At 67.7% G+C, this 26,952-nt stretch carries 28 protein-coding genes; 16 read left to right on the top strand and 12 right to left on the bottom strand.

Annotated features, from left to right (window positions below):
- Positions 1-63: 63 nt before the first annotated feature.
- Entirely contained in the window at positions 64-849 is a 786-nt protein-coding gene (locus tag BN3906_RS01540) for a DsbA family oxidoreductase (protein ID WP_066583254.1), read from the bottom strand.
- 104 nt (positions 850-953) lie between these two features.
- Here BN3906_RS01540 and BN3906_RS01535 point away from each other — a divergent pair, with 104 nt between their 5' ends.
- Complete coding sequence (locus BN3906_RS01535; RefSeq protein WP_066583250.1) at positions 954-1,709, top strand: endonuclease/exonuclease/phosphatase family protein; 756 nt, start codon at positions 954-956, stop codon at positions 1,707-1,709.
- A gap of 11 nt (positions 1,710-1,720) precedes the next feature.
- Here the strand turns inward: BN3906_RS01535 and BN3906_RS01530 are convergent, their stop codons facing one another.
- From BN3906_RS01530 to BN3906_RS01515, 4 genes are all read right to left on the bottom strand, one after another.
- Entirely contained in the window at positions 1,721-2,680 is a 960-nt protein-coding gene (locus BN3906_RS01530; RefSeq protein WP_066583245.1) for a DUF808 domain-containing protein, read from the bottom strand.
- A gap of 103 nt (positions 2,681-2,783) precedes the next feature.
- Positions 2,784-3,671 (bottom strand): patatin-like phospholipase family protein, encoded by an 888-nt coding sequence (locus tag BN3906_RS01525; RefSeq protein WP_066585772.1) that lies wholly within the window; start codon positions 3,669-3,671, stop codon positions 2,784-2,786.
- Between the two features lie 28 nt (positions 3,672-3,699).
- A complete protein-coding gene (locus BN3906_RS01520; protein ID WP_066583241.1) occupies positions 3,700-4,407 on the bottom strand; it encodes an NAD(P)H-binding protein in 708 nt (235 codons plus the stop codon).
- A 79-nt stretch (positions 4,408-4,486) separates the two neighbouring features.
- Positions 4,487-5,134: a DUF4232 domain-containing protein gene (locus BN3906_RS01515; RefSeq protein ID WP_066583240.1), complete on the bottom strand. Its 648-nt coding sequence runs from the start codon at positions 5,132-5,134 to the stop codon at positions 4,487-4,489.
- A gap of 177 nt (positions 5,135-5,311) precedes the next feature.
- Here BN3906_RS01515 and BN3906_RS01510 point away from each other — a divergent pair, with 177 nt between their 5' ends.
- Positions 5,312-6,481, top strand: coding sequence for an acyl-CoA dehydrogenase family protein (locus BN3906_RS01510; protein ID WP_066583239.1), 1,170 nt, complete (start codon positions 5,312-5,314; stop codon positions 6,479-6,481).
- Positions 6,482-6,484: 3 nt separating this feature from the next.
- Here the strand turns inward: BN3906_RS01510 and BN3906_RS01505 are convergent, their stop codons facing one another.
- Positions 6,485-7,114, bottom strand: coding sequence for a DUF402 domain-containing protein (locus tag BN3906_RS01505; RefSeq protein ID WP_066583231.1), 630 nt, complete (start codon positions 7,112-7,114; stop codon positions 6,485-6,487).
- A 51-nt stretch (positions 7,115-7,165) separates the two neighbouring features.
- Entirely contained in the window at positions 7,166-7,861 is a 696-nt protein-coding gene (locus tag BN3906_RS01500) for an Rv1157c family protein (protein ID WP_066583229.1), read from the bottom strand.
- 201 nt (positions 7,862-8,062) lie between these two features.
- Between BN3906_RS01500 and typA the strand changes: the two genes are divergently transcribed.
- The 6 genes from typA (at position 8,063) to dapC (ending at position 15,082) form a co-directional block, all read left to right on the top strand.
- On the top strand, positions 8,063-9,973 hold the full coding sequence (typA, locus tag BN3906_RS01495; RefSeq protein WP_066583227.1) for a translational GTPase TypA: 1,911 nt from the start codon (positions 8,063-8,065) through the stop codon (positions 9,971-9,973).
- 52 nt (positions 9,974-10,025) lie between these two features.
- A complete protein-coding gene (locus BN3906_RS01490; RefSeq protein WP_066583224.1) occupies positions 10,026-12,095 on the top strand; it encodes an ABC transporter family substrate-binding protein in 2,070 nt (689 codons plus the stop codon).
- A complete protein-coding gene (mshB, locus tag BN3906_RS01485) occupies positions 12,092-13,066 on the top strand; it encodes an N-acetyl-1-D-myo-inositol-2-amino-2-deoxy-alpha-D-glucopyranoside deacetylase (RefSeq protein ID WP_066583222.1) in 975 nt (324 codons plus the stop codon). Before BN3906_RS01490 ends, mshB begins: the two co-directional genes overlap by 4 nt.
- Before the next feature lie 3 nt (positions 13,067-13,069).
- Positions 13,070-13,501 (top strand): hypothetical protein, encoded by a 432-nt coding sequence (locus BN3906_RS01480; protein ID WP_066583220.1) that lies wholly within the window; start codon positions 13,070-13,072, stop codon positions 13,499-13,501.
- 76 nt (positions 13,502-13,577) lie between these two features.
- Positions 13,578-13,901: a ferredoxin gene (gene fdxA / locus BN3906_RS01475; protein ID WP_066583219.1), complete on the top strand. Its 324-nt coding sequence runs from the start codon at positions 13,578-13,580 to the stop codon at positions 13,899-13,901.
- Positions 13,902-13,927: 26 nt separating this feature from the next.
- Positions 13,928-15,082, top strand: a complete 1,155-nt coding sequence (dapC, locus tag BN3906_RS01470; protein WP_066583218.1) for a succinyldiaminopimelate transaminase — start codon at positions 13,928-13,930, stop codon at positions 15,080-15,082.
- Positions 15,083-15,113: 31 nt separating this feature from the next.
- Here the strand turns inward: dapC and dapD are convergent, their stop codons facing one another.
- Positions 15,114-16,025 carry a 2,3,4,5-tetrahydropyridine-2,6-dicarboxylate N-succinyltransferase gene (gene dapD / locus BN3906_RS01465; RefSeq protein ID WP_066583216.1) on the bottom strand — a complete coding sequence of 304 codons (912 nt, stop codon included), beginning with the start codon at positions 16,023-16,025 and terminating at the stop codon, positions 15,114-15,116.
- Between the two features lie 39 nt (positions 16,026-16,064).
- The gene (locus BN3906_RS01460; protein WP_066583213.1) at positions 16,065-17,492 is read right to left on the bottom strand and encodes an amino acid permease; all 1,428 of its coding nucleotides are present in this window, start codon (positions 17,490-17,492) and stop codon (positions 16,065-16,067) included.
- Between the two features lie 67 nt (positions 17,493-17,559).
- Between BN3906_RS01460 and dapE the strand changes: the two genes are divergently transcribed.
- The 5 genes from dapE (at position 17,560) to BN3906_RS01435 (ending at position 22,235) form a co-directional block, all read left to right on the top strand.
- The gene (gene dapE, locus BN3906_RS01455) at positions 17,560-18,720 is read left to right on the top strand and encodes a succinyl-diaminopimelate desuccinylase (protein ID WP_066583211.1); all 1,161 of its coding nucleotides are present in this window, start codon (positions 17,560-17,562) and stop codon (positions 18,718-18,720) included.
- A gap of 2 nt (positions 18,721-18,722) precedes the next feature.
- Positions 18,723-19,517 (top strand): LOG family protein, encoded by a 795-nt coding sequence (locus tag BN3906_RS01450; protein ID WP_066583207.1) that lies wholly within the window; start codon positions 18,723-18,725, stop codon positions 19,515-19,517.
- Positions 19,518-19,527: 10 nt separating this feature from the next.
- Positions 19,528-19,770 (top strand): hypothetical protein, encoded by a 243-nt coding sequence (locus BN3906_RS01445; RefSeq protein ID WP_066583204.1) that lies wholly within the window; start codon positions 19,528-19,530, stop codon positions 19,768-19,770.
- Complete coding sequence (locus tag BN3906_RS01440; protein WP_066583203.1) at positions 19,770-21,218, top strand: M17 family metallopeptidase; 1,449 nt, start codon at positions 19,770-19,772, stop codon at positions 21,216-21,218. Before BN3906_RS01445 ends, BN3906_RS01440 begins: the two co-directional genes overlap by 1 nt.
- A 120-nt stretch (positions 21,219-21,338) precedes the next feature.
- Positions 21,339-22,235 (top strand): methyltransferase domain-containing protein, encoded by an 897-nt coding sequence (locus BN3906_RS01435; RefSeq protein ID WP_066583200.1) that lies wholly within the window; start codon positions 21,339-21,341, stop codon positions 22,233-22,235.
- Positions 22,236-22,247: 12 nt separating this feature from the next.
- Here BN3906_RS01435 and BN3906_RS01430 read toward each other — a convergent pair whose 3' ends face one another.
- From BN3906_RS01430 to BN3906_RS01420, 3 genes are read right to left on the bottom strand one after another with little or no spacing between them, the layout of a single operon-like run.
- Positions 22,248-23,762: a glycoside hydrolase family 32 protein gene (locus tag BN3906_RS01430; RefSeq protein ID WP_066583198.1), complete on the bottom strand. Its 1,515-nt coding sequence runs from the start codon at positions 23,760-23,762 to the stop codon at positions 22,248-22,250.
- Positions 23,763-23,782: 20 nt separating this feature from the next.
- Entirely contained in the window at positions 23,783-24,493 is a 711-nt protein-coding gene (locus BN3906_RS01425) for a DedA family protein (protein WP_078057025.1), read from the bottom strand.
- A gap of 21 nt (positions 24,494-24,514) precedes the next feature.
- Positions 24,515-25,180 carry an O-methyltransferase gene (locus BN3906_RS01420; RefSeq protein ID WP_078057194.1) on the bottom strand — a complete coding sequence of 222 codons (666 nt, stop codon included), beginning with the start codon at positions 25,178-25,180 and terminating at the stop codon, positions 24,515-24,517.
- Between the two features lie 136 nt (positions 25,181-25,316).
- Here BN3906_RS01420 and sigE point away from each other — a divergent pair, with 136 nt between their 5' ends.
- The 3 genes from sigE to tatB are packed head-to-tail and all read left to right on the top strand — an operon-like array spanning position 25,317 to position 26,933.
- Positions 25,317-25,931 (top strand): RNA polymerase sigma factor SigE, encoded by a 615-nt coding sequence (gene sigE, locus BN3906_RS01415; protein WP_066583192.1) that lies wholly within the window; start codon positions 25,317-25,319, stop codon positions 25,929-25,931.
- Positions 25,915-26,298: an anti-sigma factor family protein gene (locus BN3906_RS01410; RefSeq protein WP_066583190.1), complete on the top strand. Its 384-nt coding sequence runs from the start codon at positions 25,915-25,917 to the stop codon at positions 26,296-26,298. The genes sigE and BN3906_RS01410 overlap by 17 nt, the downstream gene beginning before the upstream one ends.
- Before the next feature lie 47 nt (positions 26,299-26,345).
- The gene (gene tatB, locus BN3906_RS01405; RefSeq protein ID WP_066583187.1) at positions 26,346-26,933 is read left to right on the top strand and encodes a Sec-independent protein translocase protein TatB; all 588 of its coding nucleotides are present in this window, start codon (positions 26,346-26,348) and stop codon (positions 26,931-26,933) included.
- The last annotated feature ends 19 nt before the right edge of the window (positions 26,934-26,952 follow it).

Genomic DNA, 26,952 nt, shown 5'->3' with positions numbered 1-26,952 from the left:
TGAGGAACAGGACGGTGAGGTTCCGGTACCGGAGGGGTGTCCGCCGGTACCCGAGCAGCCCCGTCAGCAGCCGGACGGGCCGCAGGCTTCCGCGTTACCGGCGCCGTTGACGCTGACGAACGAAGGCTTCTGCGGGTGGGACTCCTCCCAGGCCTGCTCCAGGGCCCTGGTGAAGACCTCGGTAGGCTGGGCGCCGGGCACCGCGTACTTCATGTCGAGGACGAAAGTGGGCACGGAGTTCAGCCCGAGGGACGCCGCCCGGGACACATCTGCCTGTACCGCAGGAATCCGGGACCCGGACTCCAGCTCCTGACGTACCTCATCCTCATCGAGCCCGGACTCCACCGCCAGTGCGACCAGGGTACCGGTGTCGCCGATGTTCTTCCCCTGCTCGAAATGCGCTGCGAAGAGCGCCTCCTCCAGTCGTTCGACGGTGGAGGCCTCCCTGCTCCGGGCGTCCTTCTCCGTGCCCTCTTCTGGGCCCTCTTCTGGGCCCTTCACTGAGTTCTTCTCGTCGGTCTCTCTGGCGAGCTGGATCAGCTGGTGGGCGCGCATGGAGTTGGCGACGACCAGCGTGTCGAAGTCATAGTGCAGTCCTTCACCGGCCGCCTGCGTGCTGACATGCCCGAACATCTCACGGACCCGGTCGACGGGCATACCTTTCACCGCTGAAAGATACTCCGCCTCCGAGCGCGGGTCATGCGCGGGCAGGGTCGGGTCAAGCTGATAGGAATGCCACGTCACAGTGATGTCGTCACGGTGCGGGAATGATGCCAGGGCGCGGTCGAAGCGCCGCTTACCGATGTAGCACCAGGGGCAGGCCACGTCGGACCAGATGTCGATATTCACGACAGTTGTAACGCGCGGACATGCCCCGTCATTCCCCTGCCGGTACCGCATCCGTGTCAGGTTCGTCGGGCCCCCTGCGTCCCCGTGGACTACGGTGGATGTCGATGAAGCTGATCAGCTACAACCTCTACCACAACAACGCCGTGGGCGAACTCGCACCACTGGCGGAGCTTCACGACCCCGACGCACTCTGCCTCCAGGAGGCGGACACAGACACCCTGCCGTCACGGATCGGGGACCTGGAACTCGTCCAGGCCACCACCGGAAGCCGTCTGGGACTCGCCGTCTATCTGAGGACGAGCAGATTCGACCCGCGCTCCCTGCTCACCGTGCCCCTCGAGAAGTCCCTCCATGACCTTGTCATGAAACCGGGGGAGGAGCGCATGGCGACCGTGAGAGCCCATGATTCCGTCCTCGGAGGTGAAGTCCTGATCTCGTCCTTCCACGCGGCGCCGTTGACCGCGAGCAATGCGCTGCGACGACAGCAGATCAGAACCGCCTTCGGTGCCCTCAGGGACCTGGGCCCGGGCCTGCCGTCGGTGGTTGTGGGGGACTTCAACTACCCGGTGTTCCAGGCGGGACTCGCACGCTACGTCGGAACCTACGGCTATGCGGTGTCCCGCAGTGACACGGACACCTACCGGCGTTACGGGGTGCTCCGCGGAAGTTACGACCTGGCGCTGTCGCAGGGATATACGGGATCCACCGTCACTTCACTGCCCCAGGACGGTTCGGACCACCTGCCGATTCTCGTGGAGACCGCGATGCAGCCTGAACCGGGGGAACTGGAGAAGGTACCCGGACGGCTGTTCCTCCCGGAAACCCACCGATACCGTCGCCGACGCTCACGCCTGGTCTGAGAGCAGGGCGGTCACCCGGCGTGACCGGAGCGGTGACGGACCACCCTGCCCACGGACGTCACCACCACCATCACCACCGAACCGACGAGGAAACCGGTCACGGCGGAGCACCCGGTCTCGATCAGCCACTGCACGGCAGCGCCTGCCGGCTCCGCGGCGTCCTCAATGTGGTGCACCACGGAGAACGGGCCGTGCCAACCGAGGTCGTCCGTACCTTTGAGCAGGATGTGGCCGCCGACCCACAGCATCGCGGCCGTGCCCACCACCGACAGCGCGGCCAGGACCTTCGGCATCGCCGAGACCATCGTCCTGCCGAGCCACCGCACCGCGCCCGGGCGGTCGGGTCCGCCGGACGCCAGACGCAGCCCGACATCATCCATCTTGACGAGCATCCCCACCACCCCGTAGACGCCGACAGTGATCATGAGTGCGACGACGACAAGAATGACCGCACGTTCCAGGAAAGGCTTGTCGGTCACCTCGTTGAGAGAGATGACCATGATCTCCGCGGAAAGAATCAGATCTGTGAGAACAGCGGCCTTCACCAGGGACTTCTCGTCATCCGGGCCCTTGTCCGCCACAGGGGTGTCACCGATGGAACGGCCGCCCCTGCGCGCGGCGACCGCGTGCCAGATCTTCTCCGCACCTTCGAAGCACAGGTAGGTGCCGCCGACCATCAGCACCGGTGTCAGAGCCCAGGGGGCCAGCCAGCTCAGCAGGAGCGCGACCGGCAGGACGATGACGATCTTGTTGACCAGGGACCCTTTCGTGATCTTCCAGACGATGGGAAGCTCCCTGGCCGGGGTGACCCCCTCGACGAATCCGGGGGCGACAGCGGCATCATCGACGACAACTGCCGCGGCCTTGGAGGATGTGGACGCCGCGGAACCGGCGACATCACGCGTGGCCACGGCCGCCTTTCTGGCTATCAGTGCAACGTCGTCGAGTAGTGCGAAAAGGCCACCTGCCATGGAAAGGTCCTCTGCGGTCGGGGAGGGGCAGGCACCGTGACATGTACGCCGGCCCGGGACCGTCCCAGTGTATCCGGAGAACGCCCGTGGTCGGGCACGGTGGTCAGGCGGTGAGGAAGTCCATGATCCGGTCCCAGTCCCGTTGTGTCTGCACCAGACCGTCGTAGTAGGTCGCCTTGAGACGGTCGAGGTTGCGCTCGGTGTTGGAGATCCGCATCTCCTCCGGGAAGAAGAGCAGGGCCCTGCCCTGTCTCTCCAGGTCGAAAAGGTGCCGTCTGGTGGCGTTGTAGCGTGCCGGGCGTGCGATGACCGCATCGGCGACGGCGGGGTGACGACGCAGGATCCGGCGCACCGCACCGGGATGCTTCACCGGCGGGCGCACATAGTCACGGGGCCTCGTGCACAGCACGAGGTAGCGTTCGAAACCGTCGGCCTCGGCGGCGTCGACGGGGATTCCCCCGGAACCGCTGAGGGCACCGTCGACATAGGGCGTTCCGTCGACTTCCGGCGTGTTCATGATGACCGGCAGTGTCGAGGACGCCCGGACCCGCTTGAGCAACGAGTCCAGGTCGGTGATGTCCTGTCGCCCCCACCTCGTCGGTTCACCGGTCAGGGCATTGGTCGCCTCGATGCTGAACGGTGTGGGGTCAGAGAGGAAGGCCTCGAAGTTGTAGGGAAGGTCGTTGCCCGGCAGACCGGCGGTCTCGTAGATGTACTCGGCGTCGAAGTAGCCGTCCCCGCGGATGAAGGAGCCCACTCCGCCGGAGGCGGGGGACGCCGTGAACTCGACGAAACTCTCCCGTGCACGTTCGGGGTCGTGGCCCAGGAAGTTCACGGTGTGGGAGGATCCGGCGGACACCCCGCCGACCCAGCCGAAGTGCACGTCGTTGACCATCAGCTCATGCACTGTGGCAGCTGTGAAACTGTTGCGGGCCCCGCCGCCCTCGAAGACGAGGGCGACATCGCCGGCAGTGAAGGTGGAGTCTGTCATCGCACCCATGCTAGCCCTGCGGGTCGGGTCACTCGAAGCCGGAACCGTGGGAGTCCAGCGCACTGGAGAGGTTGAGGTTGAGGTCGTGGAGGACGTCCTCAGGGTCAGAGTCACCGGCGTTGAAACGCACAGTGTGTCCCGCACTCCGGGGGCAGTCGACCGCGGCGGCGATGAGCGCGGCCACGGCGGCACGGGGGACGGTGGTCCCGTCGGTGCGGCCCCGGTCCTCCGGGATGACCGAGATCCCCGTCTCCTCACCGTCGGTGAGCGTCGAGGGCCCGAGAATCGTCCAGTCCAGCGACGACCTTCTCAGATGGGAGTCCGCCCGGGCCTTGGCGTCGGCGTACACGTGGAAAGGATCATCCTCGGGGATGCCGTGGTCCAGGTAGGACCCGCACCACGACACCATGATGAAACGGTCGGTGTCGGACTCCTCCGCGGCGTTGATGGTCCGGACGGCGGCATTCTCGTCGACGTTGCGGGTCCTCTCCGGATCCCCGCCGCCGGCACCGGCGGACCAGACGACAGTGTCGAAAGGCTCCAGGAGGTCGACGATACTGTCTGTACTCATCGTCTCGATGTCCGCGACGACGGCGGAGGCACCGGCGTCCTCGACATCGGCGACCTGGTCCGGGTCCCGGACGACCGCGGTGACGGAGTTGCCGTCGGCGACGAGCAGGGGGATGGTCAGCAGGGCGACGCGGCCGTGGCCGCCGATGATCACGATCTCACTCATACAGTCCAGCCTATCGGGCATCGGAGGGGGAGGTGGACGGGCAGGCTTTTCCGGGGTTCCGGGGCAGGGTCCGGCAGCGTCACCTGATCGGCGAGATGCTGAGTGTGGCCGGGGCGTCCTCCCCGGTGCAGCCGGTCAGGCCTTCCGCGGCGACGGTCACTGAGGCGGTCTGCTCCGGCGGATAGACCTTCAGCGACTCTGCGGGAGTTTCGGTGCAACGGTCGCCGTAGACCCCGGGAGCGGTGATCTTCAGGTCGGCGGAGGCGGAGTCACCGGGGGCGAGGGTCACCACAGGCAGGTCGCCGGCGGCGGGTTCGCGCTCGGCCGCCTGCCCCACCTGCGCGTCACCGGAGACGAGGCTCACCCCCGGATACCCGGAGAGGGTGCACGGGCTGTCCGAGACATTCGTGAACTCCAGGGGACGGTAGACACTTCCCGCTGCACCGTCACCGGGCCCCGCCTCCACGGTGAGGTCGTCGGTGCCGCACCGTTGACCGGCGTCACCGCCCTGCGCGCCGTCACCGGTGTCATTCGCGGCGGCGGTGGTGCCTGGGCCGGTGATGGTGCCCGTCGGGGTGGTGTCAGCACCGGTGACGCCGGTCGCGCCGGAGGTCGCCGTCGAGCCGTCACCCGTCGACGAACCGCAGGCACCGAGAGTGACGAGTGCCAGAGCGGCGGTGATCGTGGCTGCGGTACGTCGGGTCCTGCCTGGAGTTCGTGTTCCCATGCCACGTGAGCCTACCGTCTCCGCCCCGTGCCGACGTCCGGTTCCCCGGATCGGGCCCGACACGTCAGGGGGAGTACTAGCATGAGTTCCGGTAGGCGGAACCCGAGAGCGGCGCAGTCAGAGGCCCGCCGGCGGCCCGCCGTATCCCGTCAAGAGTCCCGCCGAACAGGAGCATCCATGGCCTTCAACCCCGACTTCGATCTCTTCCAGCTGCCCGAGGAGTACCGGGAGCTTCGCTCCGCGATCCGGCAGATCGCCGAGGAACAGATTGCACCGCACGCCGCAGACGTCGACGAGAACGAGAGGTTCCCCGAGGAAGCCCTGGAGGCGCTGAACAGCTCCGGATTCAATGCGGTGCACATTCCCGAGGAGTTCGGAGGCCAGGGTGCGGACTCTCTCGCCGCAGTCATCGTCATCGAGGAGGTGGCGCGTGTCTGTGGGTCATCTTCCCTGATTCCCGCGGTGAACAAGCTGGGGACCATGGGACTGATCCTGCAGGGTTCCCAGGAACTCAAGGCGAAGGTTCTTCCCGACATCGCGGCCGGCGCCATGGCGTCCTACGCGCTCACCGAACGTGAGGCAGGGTCCGACGCCGGAGCCATGAAGACCAGGGCAGTCCGGGACGGGGATGACTGGGTCATCAACGGGTCCAAGTGCTTCATCACCAACGGTTCCCGTTCCACCTGGTACACCGTGATGGCGGTGACCGACCCGGACGCCGGTTCCCACGGGATCTCGGCGTTCATGGTGCACAGGGACGACCCGGGCTTCCGGGTCGGTGCCCTCGAGCACAAGCTGGGGATCAAGGGGTCGCCCACCGCCGAACTGTACTTCGAGGACTGCCGGATCCCCGGTGACCGGATGATCGGCGAGGAAGGCACCGGATTCAAGACGGCCCTCCAGACGCTCGACCACACCCGCCCGACCATCGGCGCGCAGGCGCTCGGCATCGCCCAGGGGGCGTTCGAGGTGGCGGTCGGGTATGTCAAGGAGCGAAGGCAGTTCGGCAGGCCCGTCGCCTCGTTCCAGAACACGCAGTTCACCCTCGCGGACATGAAGATGAAGATCGATGCTGCACGGCTGATGATCTACACCGCGGCGTCGAACGCCGAGAGGGGGGTCGCGGAGAACGGGGAGAAGCTCGGACTGATGGCCGCGGGATCGAAGGCATTCGCCTCCGACATCGCCATGGAGGTCACCCTCGACGCCATCCAGCTGCTCGGCGGCTACGGATACACCCGTGACTTCCCGGTGGAGCGGATGATGAGGGACGCAAAGATCACCCAGATCTACGAGGGAACCAACCAGATCTGCCGCATGGTCATGGGACGCCAGATCCTCGCATAGAGGTCAGAGGGGGTTTCTGTCCGGAGTGCCGTCGTGCCGTTGCTCCGGAGGGGCGGGAACCACGTCCGCCGGATCCGCCCAGTGGAGGTTGTATCCCTGTCTGCTGAGGAACTCTTCGGCCGAGCCTGTGGTGACGATGCCGGTGACCACCTTCTGCGCTGCTGTGAGCGCGCGGCAGGTCTGCTCGGGGGACAGGTGTCCGGCGACCAGGGCGTCCCCCAGCTCCTCCAGGTCGAGGATCTCCCATCTGCCGCCGGCGTAGGTCACCACGTCGATGTACAGGTCGGTGGTGCGCCACACCCGGCCGCCGGGGAGAGGGGTCTCGGTCAGTGCGATGTCGATGTAGAGTTCCTGGCCCGGGTAGGGGCCGTGCCCGGACCCGTTGCGGAAGTGGAATCTGCTGACCCGAAGATCCAGCGCGGGCAGCAGCCAGCTCTCGAGGTAGCCGAAGCGGGGGTGGTCGGCGGGTCGGGCCATGTACAGGCCCCGCGGCGGGCCGGCGGAGGTGCCGTATGAGGCTTCGGGCGGCAGGGTCGCCCACCGGTCGACGGCGCGGTCGAACCCTTTCGGGTCGGTGTTGATCCCTTTGTCCGTGTCGAAGGTCTCGACCTTCGGAGGGTGGGCCGTCGTCATGGTGACGGTTCTACCACGGCCGGGACGGATCCGGAGGTCCGCCGCGAAAGGTCAGGCGACGCTGGTCAGACCGACCGTCGGGGCGAAACGGCAGTCCGCGTGGCCGTTCTCCTCGGCGGTGGTGATGCCGCCGCTGAGGACGGCGATGACGGTGCCGGGGCCGGTGTCCGCCAGGCCGTTGACGGTGCCGGGGCCACCGGTGTTCATGGTGCCGGGCAGCAGGGGGGTCTGGCCCATGCGGCCGCTGTTGACGTTGAGCCAGTGCACCTGCATGGACGTGGTGTCGCTGGCCACGGCCGGACCGGTGCCCAGGGCGGTGAAGACGAAGGCCGCCTGACCGGCCGGTACTCCGGGGAGCGGGATCGGGGCGGGGCCGGGGACGGCGATGGCGGTGCCGACGGCGTTCTCCGTGCCGCCGATGCATTCGGTGGCCACGGTGGGCCAGCCGAACTGGGTGAAGGCCGGCCCGTTCTCGGGGACCTCCACGCCGGGTTCCCCGTCGCCGCGGAAGAAACTGACGAGGCGTCGGAGGGTGTCCCCGACCTCTGCCGGCATTCCGGGTTGGGCGGCGAAGTTCTCGACCAGGTCGAGCACTTCGGGGGAGGGGCGTCCGAGGTTGTCGACCAGGGCCTGTGCCCCGGCGGTGGGGGCGGCGATCGTTGCCGTGGGGACCGCGAGGGCGGTCACGGCGGCGAGGAGGGCGGCGGCGGAGCGACGGTGCGGGCGGGAACGGCGGAGGGAGCTCACGGGGGGCCTTTCGTAAACCTCAGGAGTCACATTGTCAACAACGGTAACACAGGCCACGTCCGCTGTGCTCCACTTTGTCTGATGAGAAGAATACCGGCGCAAGAGGGTACTCTGTACCCCCGTCCGCATATCGGCGTCCACTCCGTGCCGCCGACATGCCCGTACGCTTTTCTCCCCGCTCTATAAGGAAGACCTGGATCTGTGTCACTGACTGAATTCCGCAATGTCGCCATCGTCGCCCACGTCGACCACGGCAAGACCACTCTCGTTGACGCGATGTTGCGCCAGTCGGGCGTCTTCGACCCCCACGCCGAGGTCGAGGACCGCGTCATGGACTCCGGTGACCTCGAAAAAGAGAAAGGCATCACCATCCTCGCCAAGAACACCGCCATCAGGCGGGCAGGCGCAGGTAAAGACGGTGCAGACCTGATCATCAACGTCATCGACACCCCCGGCCACGCCGATTTCGGTGGCGAAGTCGAGCGTGCCCTGTCCATGGTCGACGGCGTCGTCCTTCTCATCGACGCCTCCGAAGGCCCGCTGCCGCAGACCCGCTTCGTCCTCGGCAAGGCACTCGAAGCGAAGATGCCCGTGATCATCTGCGTGAACAAGACCGACCGACCGGACGCCCGTATCGACGAGGTCGTCTCCGAAGCCCAGGACCTCCTGCTGGAACTGGCCTCCGCGCTCGACGACCCCGAGGCCGCCGACGCCGCCGAGACCCTCCTCGACCTCCCGGTGATCTACACCTCCGGACGCGCGGGCAAGGCGTCCACCACCAACCCGGGCAACGGCAACGTCCCGGACGCCGAGGATCTCCAGGCCCTCTTCGACGTGATCTACGAGGTTCTCCCGGAACCCTCCGCCGAGCACGACGCCCCGCTCCAGGCGCACGTCACCAACCTGGACTCCTCCAACTTCCTCGGCCGTATCGGCCTGGTCCGGGTCTTCGCCGGTTCCCTCCACAAGGGACAGCAGGTCGCCTGGATCCACTACGACGAGAACGGCGAGGAGCACATCAAGAACGTCCGGATCTCCGAACTGCTCCGCACGGTGGGCGTCGACCGGGTTCCCACCGACGAGGTCATCGCCGGTGACATCGCCGCGATCTCCGGCATCGAGGACGTCATGATCGGTGACACCCTCGCCGACCCGGAGCACCCGGTCGCACTTCCCCGGATCACCGTGGACGAGCCCGCGATCTCCATGACCATCGGTGTGAACACCTCGCCGATGGCCGGCCGATCCGGCAACCAGCTCACCGCCCGGGTCGTCAAGAACCGTCTCGACCAGGAACTCATCGGCAACGTCTCCATCAAGGTGCTCCCGACCGAGAGGCCGGACGCCTGGGAGGTCCAGGGACGTGGCGAGATGGCGCTGTCCATCCTCGTCGAGACGATGCGTCGCGAGGGATTCGAACTGACCGTCGGCAAGCCGCAGGTGGTCACCCGGACCGTCGACGGCAAGCTCCAGGAGCCGTGGGAGCACATGGTCATCGACGTCCCCGAGGAGCATCTCGGGGCAGTCACCCAGCTCATGGCCGCCCGCAAGGGCCGCATGGAGGGCATGGACAACAGCGGCAACGGCTGGATCCGCATGAACTTCCTCGTGCCCGCCCGCGGTCTCATCGGTTTCCGCACCATCTTCATGACCGAGACCCGCGGAACAGGCATCGCCAACAGCTACTCCGCCGGGTACGACAACTGGGCGGGAGAGATCAAGGACCGCCCGAACGGTTCCCTGGTCGCGGACCGCTCCGGCCAGATCACCGCCTACGCGCTGACCCAGCTGGCGGACCGCGGCAGCTTCTTCGTCGAACCCGGTACCGAGACCTACGAAGGTATGGTCGTCGGCCAGAACAACCGTGACGAGGACATGGACATCAACATCACCAAGGAGAAGAAGCTCACGAACATGCGTTCCGCCACCGCGGACGCCACCGTGACCCTGGCCAAGGCCAGGAACCTCTCCCTGGACGAGGCGATGGAGTTCTGTGGTCAGGACGAGTGCGTCGAGGTCACCCCTGATGCCATCAGGGTGCGTAAGGTCATTCTCGGCGCCACCGAGCGCGGTCGTGCCGCAGCCCGGGCGAAGCAGCGCGACAGGAACTGAGAACGACAGGTCAGCCCCGACCGCGGGGTGTGACCGGGAGGAGCCGCCGGTAGTGGAAGAGCAGTACTGTTCCCGCCGACGGCCTGTGGTCGTGGGGGCTGCCGTCCTGGCGGCGTCCCTCACGCTCACGGGCTGCCAGGCCAGACCCGGGGACGCCCCGACAGTTCAGGAGCCCCGGCAGACCACCACCACCGCACCGGCGGACGCCGACGACGACCGGGCCGAGGAGCTCAGGACCGTCACCGTCGGAGTCGACGACGTTCCCACCGACCTCAACCCCCACCTCGTGGGTTCCCGGTCTACAGCGACCAGCGTCGTCGCGGCACTGACCCTGCCGAGTGCCTTCACCGCGTTGCCGGGGGAGGAGCACAGATCGGAACTCAACACCGACCTGTTGACCTCCGTCACCGTCACCGAGGGTGAACCGGCGGCACCTACCGCGGTCCGGTACGAGATCTCCGCCGCCGCACAGTGGTCCGACGGAACCCCGGTCACCGGCTCGGACTTCGAGTACCTCCGCCAGCAGATGACCACGGCCCCGGGAGTGGCGGCACCGGCGGACTATGCTGCCGTCGAGAGGATAGACGTCACTGCCGGAGGGCGTACCGTCGACGTCACCTTCACACGGCCCGACCCGGACTGGAGGGAACTGTTCTCCGACCTGCTCCCGTCACACATCTACCGTTCCGAGGACCGTGACTTCTCCACGATGATGGAGGGCGTGCCCGCGGCGTCCGGCGGAGTGTTCCGGGTTCGCGCCGTCGACACGACCCGCGGTGTCATCGAACTGGAACGCAATGAACGATTCTGGGGGCAGTCCCCGGCCCGTACCGACAAGCTCGTGCTCTCCGAGGTACCCGACACCAGGACCGGGGCGCAGATGCTGCGCAACGGTCAGCTGCAGATGCTGGTGACGGGCAGGCAGGGCGTCACCGGGGAGTCGTTGTCGACGGTCCCGGGCGTCCAGGTCCGGACCATGACACGGCCCGCCGAGCTCACCCTGACCTTCAACACCACCTCGCCACGGACCTCCTCGGCCGCCAACCGTGCGGTGATCGCCGACGCCGTGGATGCGGACTCCGTCGCCAGGATCGTCAGCGGTGACCCCGGGGCCACGGCGCCGGACCCGCTGCCCGCCGGTGAGGGTTCAGGCGGTACCTCGGGCGGCACGACAGTCGACACCGCAGACGGAACAGCGGGGGAGAGCCGTAGGACACGTCCCTCATCTGCCATGGCCCCCGTCCCCACCCCGGACAGTGGTCTTTCCCCTCTGCGCATCGGGGCGGACAGTACCGACGACACCGCGGTCGAGGCCGCCCGGCGGGTCGTAGACCAGCTCACTGCGGCGGGTATCGACGCTACGGTCGTCACCAGGCCTTCGTCTGAGCTCTACGGCGCCTTCCTTCCGTCAGGGGAGGTCGATGCGGTGGTCGCCTGGCAGGAGCCGCCGACCTCCCTGACCTCCCTGCGCAGCCGGTACGGCTGTGACACCGCGGACCGGGCGGTGTCACAGCCGACCTCGTCCCTGCCTCCGGTGACGGCGACCCCGGCCACGTCGACCCCGGCACCGACGGGCACGGGAGAGCCGACAGATGCGGCAGATCTGACGTCCCGGCCCGGGCAGCAAGAGTCCGTCGAGCCTGCTGACCCCTCGGCGGGCCCCGGTACGGCGGCAACGACCACAGCACCACAGGGGGAGGACGCGGCCCCGGATGAACCCTCCGGGCGCTCGGAGAACATCTCGGGACTGTGCTCGGCGGCCGTGGACGCGGCCGTCGACGCCGAATTCGCCGCTGTCGCCGAGGACGCCGTCCTCTACACCGGTGACGATGTCACGGACGGGACGGTCCAGGCGACTCTCGGCAGGGTCCGGGAACTGGTCGGCAGACAGCACATCGACGTGCCGCTGATGGAGGACAGTCAGGTCATCGCCGTGGGCCGTGACCTGGTGGGACCTTCCCCCCGCCTGGCCGACTGGGCACTGGACAGGGAGACCGGCCCGTTCGTCGGTGCCGGAGTCTGGAGACGTACCGGTGCCCCCGGCTCCACAGGAGCGTCCACCGGGAGTTCCTCTCAGGCTCCCGGGAAGAATGAGCAGACCCATGAACAGGAGACCCCGTGACGGGACCGACCACCGACGACCTTTCCGGACTGCGCATCCTCGCGGTTCACGCCCACCCCGACGACGAGTCACTGTGGACCGGACTGTCCCTGGCACACTGGGCTCGCCGTGGTGCGGAGGTGACTGTGGTGACCTGCACCCTCGGCGAGGAGGGTGAGGTCATCGGAGACCGGTACCAGGCTCTGGTCGCCGACCGTTCCGGACTGCTCGGCGGCTACCGGATCGCGGAACTGCAGCGCGCACTGACGGTCCTCGGGGTCAACCTGGACCCGGTGACGGACGGGTCCCGGCCCTTGTTCCTCGGAGGTGTGGCCAGGTGGCGTGACTCCGGCATGGCGGGCAGTCCCTCTGCCCGGGATCCGCGGGCCTTCGTCCGCTCCGGGCAGGAGGCGGTGACCGCCCTTACCGGGATCATCGGCGACAAGAGGCCCCATGTGGTGGTGACCTACGGACCTGACGGTGGCTACGGTCATCCCGACCATGTGCGGGCGCATGAGATCACCCATGCCGCCGTCGCACAGTCGGCGTCGGGTGGCGGGTGGGTTCCCGCCAGGGTGTGGTGGTGCGTCACCGAATCGGAGCGGGTGGATGCCGGACTGGAGGCCCTGCGCGCGGTCGGGGAGCCCCCGGCCGGCTGGAGGTGGCCGGAGGTCGGGGAGCTCGCCGGCGTGACGACGGAGCGGGTGGACGCCCGGGTGTACGGCAGTGACGTGGACGTGGACGCCAAACGTCGGGCCATGGCCGCCCACGCGACCCAGCTGTGGGTCGCCGACGGGGGTACCTCAGACGTCATCGACGAGGCGCGGACGTCCCCGGACGGGGCCCCGGTCCTGTTCTGCCTGTCCAACCGGATCGTGCAGCCGCTGCTCACGACGGAGAGTTTCACCCTCGGTGAGAGCAGGGACAGCGGGAGCGGCCTTTCACCGGCGGCACTGGACAGACTAGACTGTCTGTTTGCTGAAGGGAGGTAGTCGATGCGCAGTACCGCTGAACCCCACTGGGGCGATCCGGAGCGCAGTCAGGTGCGCCGGGACACGACCCGACGTGAACGGGTCGCCGGGATCATCTGGCTGTGCGTTGGTGCGGCGGCTGCCGTTCTCCTCGCAACGCTGTACCTCGGCTCACGCATCACGGTGGGCGGCGTCCAGGTGCCTTTCCCCTGGCCACTGGTGGCCACACCCTGGTTCCTCGTGGTGCTGACGAAAACCGCACTGCTGTGGACCGACAACCGGTCAGTTGCGGCGGCTCCCCTGTGGACCTGGCTGGCGGGGTACCTCGTCCTCGTCTTCTGGCCCGCGTTACCGGGCACCGGCGGTGACACTCTCCTCGGCGCCTCACTGACCACTCTGCTTCTGCTGCCGCTCGGACTGGCCGGCGGTGGTTGGGCATTACTCCGGCTGAAGTGACAAGATTAGCTGTGCTGTCAGCAGTACTGACGACCTGTCTGACACGAACGTGACGAAACTCAGAAAGTGACTATCCATGACCTACGTAATCGCGCAGCCCTGCGTCGATGTGATGGACCGGGCGTGTGTGGAGGAATGCCCGGTCGACTGCATCTACGAGGGTAAGCGATCACTGTACATCCACCCTGACGAGTGTGTGGACTGCGGTGCCTGCGAGCCGGTGTGCCCGACCGAGGCGATCTTCTACGAGGATGACCTCCCCGACGAGTGGGAGGACTACATCGACTACAACACCGCCTTCTTCGACGACCTGGGAGACCCGGGCGGAGCCTCGAAGCTCGGCCCCCAGGACTTCGACCCCGAAGGTGTCAGCTCGCTGCCACCGCAGAACCAGGACTAGCAGGACCGGAAGGAATCCCCCCGACAATGGTTGAACCTGTGCCCGAACACGTCCGCCCCGCACGCCGCACCCTCTCGGCGCAACTCCCGGACTTTCCCTGGGACTCCCTCCGGGAGGCGAAAGCGACCGCGACGGCGTACCCGGGCGGCATCGTCAACCTTTCGGTGGGTACCCCGGTCGACGAGGTCGCCCCGTCGATCCAGCTGGCCCTGTCACTCAACGCCGCGGAACCCGGGTACCCGCAGACGACGGGAACCCCGGAGCTGAGGGACGCCGTCGTCGAGGCACTCGCCCGCCGCTTCGGTGTGACCGGTGTGCAGCCGGAGCAGGTCCTCCCCGTCATCGGCACCAAAGAGGCCATCGCCTGGATGCCGCTGGTCCTGGGCGTCACCCCGGGGCAGACGGTCGTCATCCCGGAGCTCGCCTACCCCACCTACGAGGTCGGGGCGAAGCTCGCCGGCGCCCGCGTACTGCGCAGTGACTCACTGCTGCGGATCGGACCCGAGTCCCCCGCGATGATCTTCATCAATTCGCCGGCCAACCCGCACGGCAGGGTGCTGGGCGTGGGACACCTGCGCAAGGTCGTCGAATTCGCCAGGGAACGTGGCGTCATCGTCGTCTCGGACGAGTGCTACCTCGGCCTCGGCTGGAACACCGACCCGGAGGACGCCCCGGTCTCCGTCCTTGACCCGCGCGTCTGTGACGGGGATTTCACCGGACTGGTCGCCGTGCACTCACTGTCGAAGACATCGAACATGGCGTCCTACCGTTCCGGTTTCCTGGTCGGGGACACCGACCTCATCGCAGAGGCGCTCGCCGTGCGAAGGAACGCCGGGCTGATGATGCCCGGCCCGATCCAGGCAGCGACCGTCGCCGCGCTCAAGGACGACGGGCAGGAGCTCCTCCAGAAGGAACGCTACCGCCGGCGCAGGGAGATCCTGGCTGCGGCGGTGCGGGACGCCGGCATGAGGATCGACAACTCAGAAGGGGGACTGTACCTCTGGGCCACCGAGGGCAGACCCTGCCGCGAGACCGTGGACCGGCTGGCGGCACTGGGAATCCTCGTCGCCCCCGGTGACTTCTACGGTCCAACCGGCGAACAACATGTCAGGATCGGCCTCACCGCCGACGACAGCAGCATTGCCGAGGCCGCCGCACGGCTCCGCACCCTGGCAGGGTGAGAGGGGCAGGGCCAGAGGGCCCCGTCCGGCCTCAGTTCTTGTGCAGGGCCTCGTTGAGCTCCACGGAACCGGTCTTCCGTGCGACGGCCTCCACCGCACCGGTCACCGAATTGCGGCGGAAAAGCAGGTTTGACGCCCCCGAGAGCGAGGACGCCTTGACGATCTCGCCGTTGAAGGTCACCTTGGTGCCGAACGTGATGTACAGTCCCGCCTCGACGACACAGTCGTCGCCGAGCGAGATACCGACACCCGAGTTCGCCCCCAGCAGGCACCGCTTCCCGATCGAGATGACCTGCTTACCGCCCCCGGACAGCGTCCCCATGATCGACGCGCCGCCTCCGACATCGGAACCGTCGTCGACGACGACCCCGCCCGAGATCCGCCCCTCCACCATGGAGGAGCCCAGGGTTCCGGCGTTGAAGTTCACGAAACCTTCGTGCATGACAGTCGTACCCTCGGCGAGGTGGGCTCCGAGCCGGACACGGTCGGCGTCACCGATGCGCACTCCGGTGGGGACGACGTAGTCGACCATGCGCGGGAACTTGTCGACGGAGTACACGGTGACCCGTCCGCGCGCGGACAGCTTCGCCCGGGTGGCCTCGAAACCCTCGACAGCGCAGGGGCCGAAGTTCGTCCACACGACATTGTTCAGGGTGCCGAAGATACCGTCGAGACTGCAGCCGTGGGGGCGCAGAACCCGGCCCGAGATCAGGTGGAGACGCAGGTAGGCGTCCTCGACGTCGGACGGCGGGGCGTCCAGGTCGGCGATGACCGTGTGGACCACGGTACGGCGGACTCCCCGGTCAGGGTCCCCGCCCTCCAGGTGCGACAGGTCGAGGGGGGCGGCGGGGGCGTCCCCGAGCCCGAACTCGGGGTACCAGACGTCGAGGACGGTCTGGTCGTCGGTGATGGTGGCGATACCGGTTCCGTGAGCTGTGGTCATGGCACCACAGTGTAGTCAGTGCGGCCGGACCGCCGGTGCTCAGACCCGGTCGGGCAGGGAGTCGTCCGCGGACCGGCCGTGGCGTGCGGAGACGTACACCCCCAGGAGACAGAGCAGGCCGAAGGCCACGGCCACGGCGATGACCTGCTGGCGCGCGGTCTCGTCGAAGAGCATCAGGACCGTCAGGCCGAGGAGCCCGACCAGCGTGACGACCGGCAGAACCGGCCAGAACCACATGCGCAGCTTCAGGGACCCCTCCTTCTCCAGCACCGGTCGCAGACGCAGCTCCGACAGGACGATCATCACCCAGATGACCAGCAGTGCACCGCCGACCGCATTGAACAGGATGTTGATGAGGTCCGCCGGACCCCAGACCTGCAGACCCACCGAGATGAAGGCGAAGACGAGGGAACAGGCGACAGCGGCGACAGGCACCTTCTGCCCCGACACCCGGCGGAAGACCGCCGGAGCATTGCCCTGCTGTGCGAAGGAGTACATCAGGCGTGAGGTGGCGTAGATCTGGGCGTTGAACGCCGAGAGCAGGGCCAGGACGATGACCACCTCCATGATGCCGACGATCCCGGGCACGTCGGCCATCGCCAGAACCCGGGTGAACGGGGAGTCCGCGGCACCTTCGGCCTCGTCAAGGGTCGACCGGTCGAGTAGTGCGGTGATCACCAGCACAGAACCCAGGTAGAAGACCATGATGCGCCAGACGACCGCGCGGACAGCGGCGGTGATCGCCTGGGCGGGCCGGTCGGATTCGGCGGCGGCTATGGTGACGATCTCAATTCCTCCGAATGCGAAGGCGACGGCCAGCAGCCCCGCGGAAATCCCCGGCAGGCCCTCGGGGGCGAATGGGGTGAAGTTGTCGGCTCCGACAGCGGCATGGCCGGGCAGCCACCCGAATATGAGGAGCACTCCGACGATGAGGAAGAAGATGATCACCGCGACCTTGACGAAGGAGAACCAGTACTCGAACTCACCGAACCCACGGACGGCGAAGAGGTTGACCACGGTGAAGAGCACCACACAGACGAGGCCGGGCACCCAGCCCTCGACCCCGAACCAGTTTCCCATGATCGCCCCGGCGCCCGTGATCTCCGCACCCATCACCATGATGAGCATGAACCAGTACAGCCACCCCAGCGAGAACCCTGCCCAGCCGCCGAACGCCTGGCGGGCGTAGGTGGCGAACGTCCCGGACGCGGGCCGGGCCGCAGCAAGCTCACCGAGCATTCGCATGACGAACACGACGATGATGCCGGCGATGACGTAGGAGATGAGGACGGCGGGTCCGGCGGCCTTGATCCCGACCCCTGTGCCGAGGAACAGACCGGCACCGATCGCGGAGCCGAGTCCCATCATCGTCAGGTGCCGGGTTCTCAGACCGTGGCCCAGTTCGGACCCGGAACGGGCCTGCGGGCCGTCTTCCGGGGTGGCGGAAACGTCAGGTGAAGTGCTCATGAAATCAGATTGTCCCACACGTGCCTTCCCTCACCCGGGACATACCGCACCTAGAATGGGCGCCACAATGACTGCAGAACTCGATCTCAGCGTCGGCCCCGTGGAGCTCACCTCCGCGCTCGTCGACATCCCCAGCGTCTCCCACGAGGAGAAACAGCTCGCCGATGCGCTGGAATCGGCGCTCACCGGCCTCTCGCTGCCCGGTGTCACCGTCGACAGGCACGGTGACACCCTGGTCGCCAGGACCCACCGGGGCCTGCCGACCCGCGTGGTGCTGGCAGGTCACACGGACACCGTCCCCCCGGCGGACAACCTGCCCTCCCGTCGGGGACCGGACGCCGACGGTGCGGACAGTATCCACGGTCTGGGCTCTGTCGACATGAAGTCCGGGGACGCCGTCTACCTCCACGCCTTCGTCACCCTGGCGAACTCCGCCGATCTCGCCCACGACATGACACTGGTCCTCTACGACTGTGAGGAGGTGGCCTCGCGCTACAACGGTCTCCGCCGGCTCTCCGAGGCACACCCGGAATGGTTGGAAGGGGATGTCGCCCTTCTCGGAGAACCCTCCGGGGGGATGGTCGAGGCGGGGTGCCAGGGCACACTGCGGATCAGGGTCACCGCCCACGGCGTCAGAGCACACTCCGCCCGCTCCTGGCTCGGCGAGAACGCGGCGCACCGGCTGTCACCGGTGATCTCCAGGGTGGCCGCGTACACGCCCCGGGAGGTCGACATCGACGGCTGCGTCTACCGCGAAGGGCTCAACATCGTCAGGCTCGAGTCCGGTGTGGCGACGAACACCGTCCCCGACGAGGCATGGATGTTCGTGAACTTCCGTTTCGCCCCTGACCGGTCCGGAGAAGAGGCCCTCGGGCACACCCTCGAGGTCCTGGGCGTGGGTACCCCGGACGCCCCGGCACCGGGCTTCAGCCTGGAGGTCGACGACCTGTCCCCGGGGGCGCTCCCGGGGCTCCACCGTCCCTGTCCCTCTTTCACCTCTGTATGCGTATATCCGGCGGCTGCCGCCCTCGTCGCGGCGACCGGCGGCCGGGTCCGGGCGAAGTACGGCTGGACAGACGTGGCACGTTTCGCCGCCCTGGGCATCCCTGCGGTGAACTTCGGCCCCGGGGACCCCGGCCTGTGCCACACCCCGGCAGAGCACTGCCCGGTAGAGATGATCCGGGACGTCAGCGACCAGCTTCTCCGCTATCTCACAGGAAAGGCCTGACAGTGGCTCCTATACGACCCAATGACACTCCGTTCACCTACCAGGGACCTGTCCTCCGGAGAGGGGAGGGACGCCGTATCGCCCCGTCCTCCACCACCGACCAGCGTCTCCTCGACGAACAGCCGAACGCCGACTGGCTGCACACCGACCCGTGGCGGGTGATGCGGATCCAGTCGGAGTTCGTCGAGGGATTCGGGGCCCTCGCCGAGATTCCGCGGGCCGTGACTGTCTGGGGCTCCGCCCGGATCACCGAGGACCACCCCTGGTACCGCCTCGGGTGTGAGACCGGACGGCTGCTCCACGAGGCCGGATATGCGGTGATCACCGGGGGAGGACCGGGACTGATGGAGGCCGCGAACCGGGGATGCGCGGAGGCGGGCGGCCTCTCCATCGGCCTCGGCATCGAGCTTCCCCATGAGCAGGGGCTGAACGACTGGGTGAACCTGGGGCTGAACTTCCGGTACTTCTTCGTCCGGAAGACGATGTTCGTCAAGTACGCACAGGCCTTCATCTGCCTGCCGGGTGGATTCGGCACCCTCGACGAACTCTTCGAGGCACTGGTGCTCGTGCAGACCGGGAAGGTCCGTCAGTTCCCGGTGATTCTGGTCGGTACCGGGTACTGGGGCGGTCTGCTGGACTGGATCCGTTCCCGGCTGGTCGCCGACGGCCTGGTGAGCCCGGGAGATCCTGACCTGATCACCGTCACCGACGACCCCGCCGAGGCAGTGGAAAGGGTCGTCGCCGCCCGGAGCGGGGACAGCGGGACCCGGACCTCGGAAAAGGGACAGGTAGGGTAGAATCCGGCCCGTGTACCTGCTCATCACCGTCATCGTCGCCCTGTTCGTGGGCCTGGTTCTCGTGGCACTCGTCCAGGTGACCTTCGGAAGGCCCGAGCCGGTGGCCGGCCACCGGGAAGGCACCCCCCGATTCAGTGTGGTGCGCCGGGGGTACGACATCTCCGAGGTTGAGGCCTGGATTGCTGCGGGAGAGACGGACAGGGCGGTCGGGGAAGACAGGGCGGTCGGGGAAGACAGAGAGGACCGGGCCTGATGGACGGCGTCCTGAGAATGCTGCCGTCCCTGCCCCGGGGGATCCCGGAGATCACCTGCGGAGCCACCGCCTCGGGTTCGGAGATTGTCGACTGCCGGGTACAGGTGCTGCAGACGGGGTCACCTGCCCTGTCGGTCGTACGGGCGGACGGGGACGGGGTCAGGACCGTCGGCGTCCCCTCGGCGCCCTCCCCGCTGTCGGACTTCCTCGCGCCGGGTGAGGACTCCCGCCTCAGCGATGACGGCTGGAGGACAGCCGGGCAGCTGCTGATCCGCGAGATCACGGCGATGGTGGAGGTCCACCCGGTGAAGGCGAAGCGGCATCTGGTGCAGGTCCGGGTCCCGGCGTCCACCACCCGACGTCACCTCAGAAACCTGGCACAGGGCCTCGTCACTGCCGGCCGGGTCCCTACCGTGCGCCACAGGTCTCCGGCTCCGACGGTCCGGGACATCCACATCGACCTGACCGGCGTCCCGGACCAGGTGGCGGACGCCGCGCCCCGGGAACTTGCGCTCGGGGCCGCGCTCGGTGGCGCCACCGCCCTGGCGCGTGACCTCGACAGTCTGCCGGACGGTGCGGTGTCGGTCGAGTGGTGGAGGCAGACCGCCAAGGACATCACCGCGGGTATTCCCGGTCTGAGAACCAGGGTCCGGGGCATCAACTGGCTGGAACGCAAGGGCTTCCGGGGACTTCTCTCGATCTGCGGGGACCCCGTCCGGTACGCCGGGCTGGTGGAGTTCACCTGGGACCCCGCCGCCGCAGAAGGGGAACTGACCGACATGCGCCCGGACGCCGTGCTGGTCGGGGGTGCGGTGGTGCCGGCGGCACTGCGTGCGCTGGCCGACCTGCGTTCGCCCCGCAAGATCGTGGGACTGGTCCCGGTCACCGGACTGCCGGTGGCGCCGCAGCCCGTCCCGTCCGGTCGGCCGGCGGAGATCGTGGAGCACTGCGGAGGCCTGACCACCAGTGTCAACGCCTCCGGTGACGAGGACGCCCGGACACGGCTGGCCCGTCGGATCGCTGCGGCGGATGCACTGGCCCACGGTTCCCACCGTTACCGTCCGGCACAGATCATCGCCGTGGGGGCGTGGACCGCGGCAGCGGAGACCGCCCTGGGCACAGGGACAGGGGCGCTGTTCACCAGGGACGCGGACCGGGCGCGTCGGATGACGTTGCGTGGCGCGAAAGTGGGGGAGCGGTGGTGGCCCATGCCGATGCCCTCCTACCTGGAGGACGCCGTCGACGCTGAGTCGACCGACCTCACCGCCGAGCCTGCCGGTCCGGCTGCCCCGGCCGCCGCCCTGTACTTCGACAGGTTCACCGGAGACTCGGAGTTCACGTCCCTGGACATCGGCGGACCCTCCTCAGCACCGGACGGGAGAGGTTCCGGTGGCCGTGTCGCCACCGGTTTCGCCGCCCGAAGCCTTGTAGAGTGGTTCCGTAGATAGGGTGGGGTCAGCCGGGGACGTCCGGCCGCACCACCGTCCCTTTTCCCGGGGACAGCCTGAGGACGGTCCTGCCGTCCCGGGTGCAGTCCCGCTGTCACCTACCGAGGAGTACCGACCACCGTGCTGTCCGATGTCATCGACCTGCTCGCCGACCCTGTCGACGGAACTCCGCTGAGGGCGGGGGACGGGTCGTGGAGGACCCTGGTGTCCGAATCCGGTCACAGCTATGATGTTGCCCGCCAGGGCTATGTCACGCTGGCAGGGGGCGCCGGCCTGCGTTACACCGGTGACGACGCCGACATGATCACCGCCCGGGAATCCTTCCTCTCGGGCGGCCACTTCGCCCCGTTCGTCGAGGCGGTCTCCGACACCGTCAACGACGTCCTCGACGACGCACACGTGACCGAGGACGACCGACCGGCGATCGTGGAGATCGGGGCGGGGACCGGGTATTACCTGGCGCACACACTGGATTCGGTGCCGGGTTCACGGGGGATCGGTGTGGACGTCTCCGTGCCGGCGGCGAAGAGGCTCGCCTCCTGTCACCGCAGGGTCGGTGCAGTTGTCGCCGACGCCTGGTCCCGGCTGCCGTTGCGCGACGGGTGCATCGACGTGCTCACGGTCATCTTCGCCCCGCGCAATGCGGCGGAGTTCTCCAGGGTCCTGACCCCTGAAGGACAGGTCGTTGTTCTCACCCCGGAGGCGGGACATCTCGCCGAGTTGCGCGCCCCGCTGGGAATCATCGACGTCGAGGCGGGAAAGGTGGACAGGATGATCAGTCAGGCGTCCGGCTACCTCGTCCCGGTGGGTGACCCCGAGAGCATCGAATTCGTGATGCGCCTCGACCAGGCGTCCATCGCAGCACAGATCGGGATGAGCCCCTCGGCCAGGCACATCCACCCCAAGGTGCTGGCGGAGCGGATCGCGGACCTTCCACCGGTCATGGAGGTCACGGCGCGGGCGACAGTCACCCGGCTGGGACGTGACCCCCGGACTCTCGGATTCAACGGGTCCTGACGTTTCACCAGGTCAGGGCACGATCGGCCCGGTACCGGCGGCGAGGTCCCGGTCAGCGAGCGCAGCCTCGGCGATGAGCCTCTCCTGCTCCTCGGCACTGTCCAGCTTCGCCAGCCGCCGCTGAAGTCGACGGCCCAGCGACTCCATCGCCGACAGCACACGGGCCCCGGCGGTGGTGTCCACCCGGAACCCCGAGAAAGCGGAGCTGCCGGACACTGCGCTGGTGAAGGACACCAGGCCTCCGTCAGCGAAAACCTCGCACACCGGACCGTCGATGAGGACGGTCAGGGTGTCGGAGTCGCCGTCGGTGAGCACCGCGGTCCGGACATCCTCCGAACCGTCGTCCATGGTGCGGGAGAACTCCACTCTGTCACCGGAGTGCCGCACCGTTGCCATGACCCTGTCCGCCTCGTCGAGAAGACTCACCGTCACAGCACCACGGGTCGCGTCGAGCTGGGCCGTGAACACGGCGGCCCTGTCGGTGTAGGAACGTACCGCGGACGGTACCCCCACAATGTCCTGGTAGATGTGGCCGCCGGTGAGTGTCAGGAACCGTGGCAGTGACAGGCAGTTGGCCCACGTCCCCTTCCCCGTGCCGGGGAATGTCCCGACCAGCCCCAGAATCAACGGACGCGGACCCTGGACCACCCTGGGGCGGGTGAAGTCATGTCCGTGGTCGAAGACCTGGAACCCGGTCTCCACGGTGAATCTGCTGCCGTCGAGCCGGCCGACGATGTAACCGGCGACCTCTCCCCGGTGCTCCTCTCCCCGGTCCTCTCCGTCCGGGTATGTGATGAACAGTACGTCGCGTCGCCGTCCGTCGGTGTCGTCCTCCATCGTGACGATCCGGGGGGCGAAGGGGCGACCGTCGGGCAGCCCGGCGTCCCCGTCGATCTCCAGGGCACCCTCGACGGTCCAGTTCTGCCGGTCAGGCGAAGTGAGGACCACGATCGACGCCGAACGGTCGTCGGTGAGGTCGAGCGCTACCATGAGCCAGACGTCGTCACGACGGATGACGCTCGGCGTCACCAGCGCAGTGACCCTGTGCCGTGAATCGTCGACGGAGACCGGCCCGAGGCGCTCGACCTCTCGGCGGACCACGCTGGGATCGTCGGAGATCTCGTCGGAGATGTCGTCCAGGTCGCGGATCCGGGCGCGCTGGACGGTGAAACTGCGGGACCCGCGTCGGTCGTGGGCGAGGGCGGAACCGAGCTGTGCGTCCCGGTCGGCGTCCCCCACGGGTGCTGTCGTGACGAAGAAGAGCTCCACCGTCCCGTCACCTACCGGCACAGAGGACCCTGCCAGACAGTCGATTTCCCCGTCGGTCGGGGCCAGGACGTCATCGCAGACGTCCCAGCCGTAGGGCAGATCGGCGGCCACCTGGTGGGCCCACCGGGCACCCGAGGAGGGGGTGGGGCGGAACTGGTGGAAGACGTGCAGGGAGGTACCCTGCCGGACCGCTCCCGCCGGTGCCTCGAGGACGCCGGTTTCCGCGGTCACGTGGAGTTCAGGTCGAAAGCGGTTCACTCTCTCCTGTATACCAGTGCTCAGGCAGCCGGCGGGGGCACCGGACCGTCGGCGACCGCCGGCACGGAGCGGGAGGTGCTGTGGATCTCGTGGTTTCCGCGGTTTCCGTGGCGTCCCCGGCGTCCCCGCCACCACTCCAGGGCCAGGGGGATGACGGAGAGAGCCACCAGACCAACGATGATGAGGTCCACGTGCTGCCTGATGACGTCGATTCCGCCGAGGAAGTGACCCGCGACCGGGATCAGACAGGCCCAGGCGACACCGCCGATGATGTTGTAGGGGATGAACCGGCGGCGTTCCATGCCGCTGATGCCTGCGAGCACGGGGACGATCGTGCGGATGACGGGGACGAACCGGGCGAGGATCACCGCGTGGGGTCCACGTGACCTGAAGAACTCGTGTGCCTTGTCGATGCGCTCCTCCCCGATGATCCGCGCCGCCCGGGAACGCAGGATCGACGGGCCGGTCCACCGTCCGATCTGGTATCCCAGCTGGTCACCGAGGACGGCGAAGATCACCGCGACGAGCAGCAACTTCCAGACGGGGAAGACCGGGTCGTCACCGCCGGTGAACAGTCCCGCGACGAAGAGCAGCGAGTCACCGGGCAGGAAGAACCCGATGAGCAGTCCGGTCTCGGCGAAGAGAACCAGGGCTATGCCGACCAGACCGAAGGCGGAGACGATGTGTTCGACGTCGGTGACGCTGTGGTAGAGGTCGATGATGGATTGCACCGGTCGAACGATACACCGGGCTCAGCGGCGGGTCACCACCGTCATGCCCGCGCCGAGGGGGAGACGGGCGGTCTCGACGGTTCCCGTGTCCCGTAGTCCTGCCAGGTGGGCCTCGACGGCCCGGGCCGCCTCTGCCTGTCGGTCGGTGCGCGCCGGATCCCCCGGTGCACCGTCGAGGAGGGCGTCCAGCAGCACGAGGACGCCACCCTGCCGCAGTGCCGGCAGTGACGAATCCACCGCGGTGGTCAACAGTTCCGGGTCGACGTCGGCGATGATGAGGTCATAGGAGTCTGTCGCCAGCCGGACGATGCCGTCGAGCGGGGATGAGGGGACGAAGCGGAATGAGGTGGGACGCCGTCCTGCGGAGGTGAACGCCTGCTTCGCCAGCTTCTGGTGCTCCACTTCAGGGTCGATGCAGGTGACATGCCCGGTACCTTCCGGGAATCCGGCGAAGAGGTGCAGGCCGATGACACCGCATGCCGGGGACATCACCACGGCGCCGGGCTGAGCACCGGCGACGGGACGCGCGGCGAGGAAGGTGAGGAACTCCCCGGTCGCGGCATCCGGGTACAGCAGGCCGAACTCTGAGGCGGCCGTACGCGCCTCGGTGAGAGCGTCGTCGGAACGGGCCGTACCGTTGATGTAGGAACGGACGGCGTCGAGGGCTGAACCGGTGTTGACATTCACGGTGACCAGCTTAGGGGATGGGCCGGCCGGCGGGGGTGACATGGCCTCCGCGGGTACGGTAGATTCTTCGTACGAAGTGAATTTCACAGGTGGCGTCCAGCTGACAGTGACCCTACGACAATCCCGGGAATGCAGGATGGTGGCCATGAGTTCCGTTCAGTCCTCCGACCGTACCGCTGATGAACCTCCTGTCGGGGGTACCGGCGGGTTCGACAGGGGAGAGTCGGAGATGCCCAGCTGGGCTGAGCTCGTCGCCGAGCACGCCGACGACGTCTACCGTCTCGCCTACGGGCTCAGCGGAAACAGGCAGGACGCCGAGGATCTCACCCAGGACACGTTCATGCGGGTGTTCCGGTCGTTGAAGAGCTATCGCCCGGGAACCTTCGAAGGGTGGCTGCACCGCATCACCACCAACCTCTTCCTCGACATGGTCAGGCACCGGTCGACGGTGCGCATGGAATCGCTCCCGGAGGACTATGAGAGAGTCGCCGGTGACCAGCCGGGCCCCGAACGTGCATACGAGTTCAACAATCTCGATCCTGCACTTCGACGCGCGCTCGACGATCTCAGCCCCGAGTTCCGTGTCGCTGTCGTCCTCTGTGACGGTCTGGACCTGAGCTACGAGGAGATCGCGGACACTCTCGGCCTGAAGATGGGTACCGTCCGCTCCCGGATCCACCGGGCGAGGGCACAGCTCAGGGCGGCTCTCGACCGTTCTGCAGGGGAGTTGAGCTATGTGGCACGGGCGTGACGTCGGTCATCTAAGTACCGAGGCCGTCGCTGCGCTGGTGGACGGGGAACTCAGCCGGGTGGCGGAGGACCGTGCCAAGGCACATCTGGTCCACTGCGGTGAATGCCGTTCCGAGGTCCGCGCCCAACGTCAGGCCGTTGACCGGATGCGTCGTGCGGGCGCCCTCCAGGAGGTGCACGCCCCGGGATCACTGCTGGCCAGGTTGACGGGCATTCCGGCGTCCTGCGGGGACTCCCCGGACGAGCCGCCGGGAGAGTCGACTGTGGGGGTGGACGGGTGCCGGCGTCCGGAGACTTTCGGCGACCGGCTCTCCACCACGGTCCGGCGGGCTCTGCGTGTGTCGCACACCGGACGGGGACGGCGGTAGAATCACCGGGGTCACGTAACTGCAGCCCGGAAGTCAGGTGGAACCCGTTGTTCTCCAGTGTCGGTTGGGGCGAGGTCCTCGTCCTGATCATCGTCGGGATCATCGTCGTCGGACCGGAGCGACTGCCCCGGATCATCAACGACGTCAAAGCCATCGTCCTCGCCGCCCGGAACGCGGTGTCCACGGCGAGAGAACAGATCGACTCCGAGTTCAAGGAGGACTTCGAGGACCTCCGCAAACCCCTGTCCCAGCTCAACGACGTCCGGCGGATGGGTGCCCGCGGTCTGGTGAGCAAGGCTCTGCTGGACGACGATCCGGAGTTCCTGCGGGAGATGCAGGACACGGCACGCGGCGTCACCGGGGCATTCTCCGCCACCCGCGGTCGGACGGGCCGCCCGCAGGCGGAGGAGAGCGCCGACAGGGGAACAGAATCCGCAGGAGAGCACACCGGAACTACGACCGGGACAGCGGCAGCCGCAGCTACCTCCGGTGCGTCGGCAGGAACAGAAGTAAGCAGGACGCCCGGTGACCCGGCCCGGACAGATGCCGCGCCGGACACCTCCGCCGCGACAGCCCCGTCAGGTGAACGGGCGGTCGGCGACTGGAGCCGTGTCGACGACGCAGATATCCTCTGACCGACCATCGGAAGCGGCA

This window comes from Corynebacterium provencense (assembly GCA_900049755.1).
Taxonomy (GTDB): domain Bacteria; phylum Actinomycetota; class Actinomycetes; order Mycobacteriales; family Mycobacteriaceae; genus Corynebacterium; species Corynebacterium neomassiliense.
The sequence above is the reverse complement of the archived record's forward strand: the minus strand, read 5'-3'. Positions and strand labels throughout refer to the sequence as shown.

What these genes read in the sequence shown, in the direction of transcription:
- dapE (WP_066583211.1), top strand. Translation starts at nt 17,560, where the DNA reads ATGACTGCAGAACTCGATCTCAGCGTCGGCCCCGTGGAGCTCACCTCC.
- BN3906_RS01525 (WP_066585772.1), bottom strand. Translation starts at nt 3,671, where the DNA reads ATGACAGACTCCACCTTCACTGCCGGCGATGTCGCCCTCGTCTTCGAG.
- dapC (WP_066583218.1), top strand. Translation starts at nt 13,928, where the DNA reads ATGGTTGAACCTGTGCCCGAACACGTCCGCCCCGCACGCCGCACCCTC.
- BN3906_RS01460 (WP_066583213.1), bottom strand. Translation starts at nt 17,492, where the DNA reads ATGAGCACTTCACCTGACGTTTCCGCCACCCCGGAAGACGGCCCGCAG.
- dapD (WP_066583216.1), bottom strand. Translation starts at nt 16,025, where the DNA reads ATGACCACAGCTCACGGAACCGGTATCGCCACCATCACCGACGACCAG.
- BN3906_RS01515 (WP_066583240.1), bottom strand. Translation starts at nt 5,134, where the DNA reads ATGGGAACACGAACTCCAGGCAGGACCCGACGTACCGCAGCCACGATC.
- BN3906_RS01535 (WP_066583250.1), top strand. Translation starts at nt 954, where the DNA reads ATGAAGCTGATCAGCTACAACCTCTACCACAACAACGCCGTGGGCGAA.
- BN3906_RS01510 (WP_066583239.1), top strand. Translation starts at nt 5,312, where the DNA reads ATGGCCTTCAACCCCGACTTCGATCTCTTCCAGCTGCCCGAGGAGTAC.
- BN3906_RS01530 (WP_066583245.1), bottom strand. Translation starts at nt 2,680, where the DNA reads ATGGCAGGTGGCCTTTTCGCACTACTCGACGACGTTGCACTGATAGCC.
- BN3906_RS01505 (WP_066583231.1), bottom strand. Translation starts at nt 7,114, where the DNA reads ATGACGACGGCCCACCCTCCGAAGGTCGAGACCTTCGACACGGACAAA.
- BN3906_RS01410 (WP_066583190.1), top strand. Translation starts at nt 25,915, where the DNA reads ATGTGGCACGGGCGTGACGTCGGTCATCTAAGTACCGAGGCCGTCGCT.
- BN3906_RS01440 (WP_066583203.1), top strand. Translation starts at nt 19,770, where the DNA reads ATGGACGGCGTCCTGAGAATGCTGCCGTCCCTGCCCCGGGGGATCCCG.
- sigE (WP_066583192.1), top strand. Translation starts at nt 25,317, where the DNA reads ATGGTGGCCATGAGTTCCGTTCAGTCCTCCGACCGTACCGCTGATGAA.
- fdxA (WP_066583219.1), top strand. Translation starts at nt 13,578, where the DNA reads ATGACCTACGTAATCGCGCAGCCCTGCGTCGATGTGATGGACCGGGCG.
- BN3906_RS01520 (WP_066583241.1), bottom strand. Translation starts at nt 4,407, where the DNA reads ATGAGTGAGATCGTGATCATCGGCGGCCACGGCCGCGTCGCCCTGCTG.
- BN3906_RS01480 (WP_066583220.1), top strand. Translation starts at nt 13,070, where the DNA reads ATGCGCAGTACCGCTGAACCCCACTGGGGCGATCCGGAGCGCAGTCAG.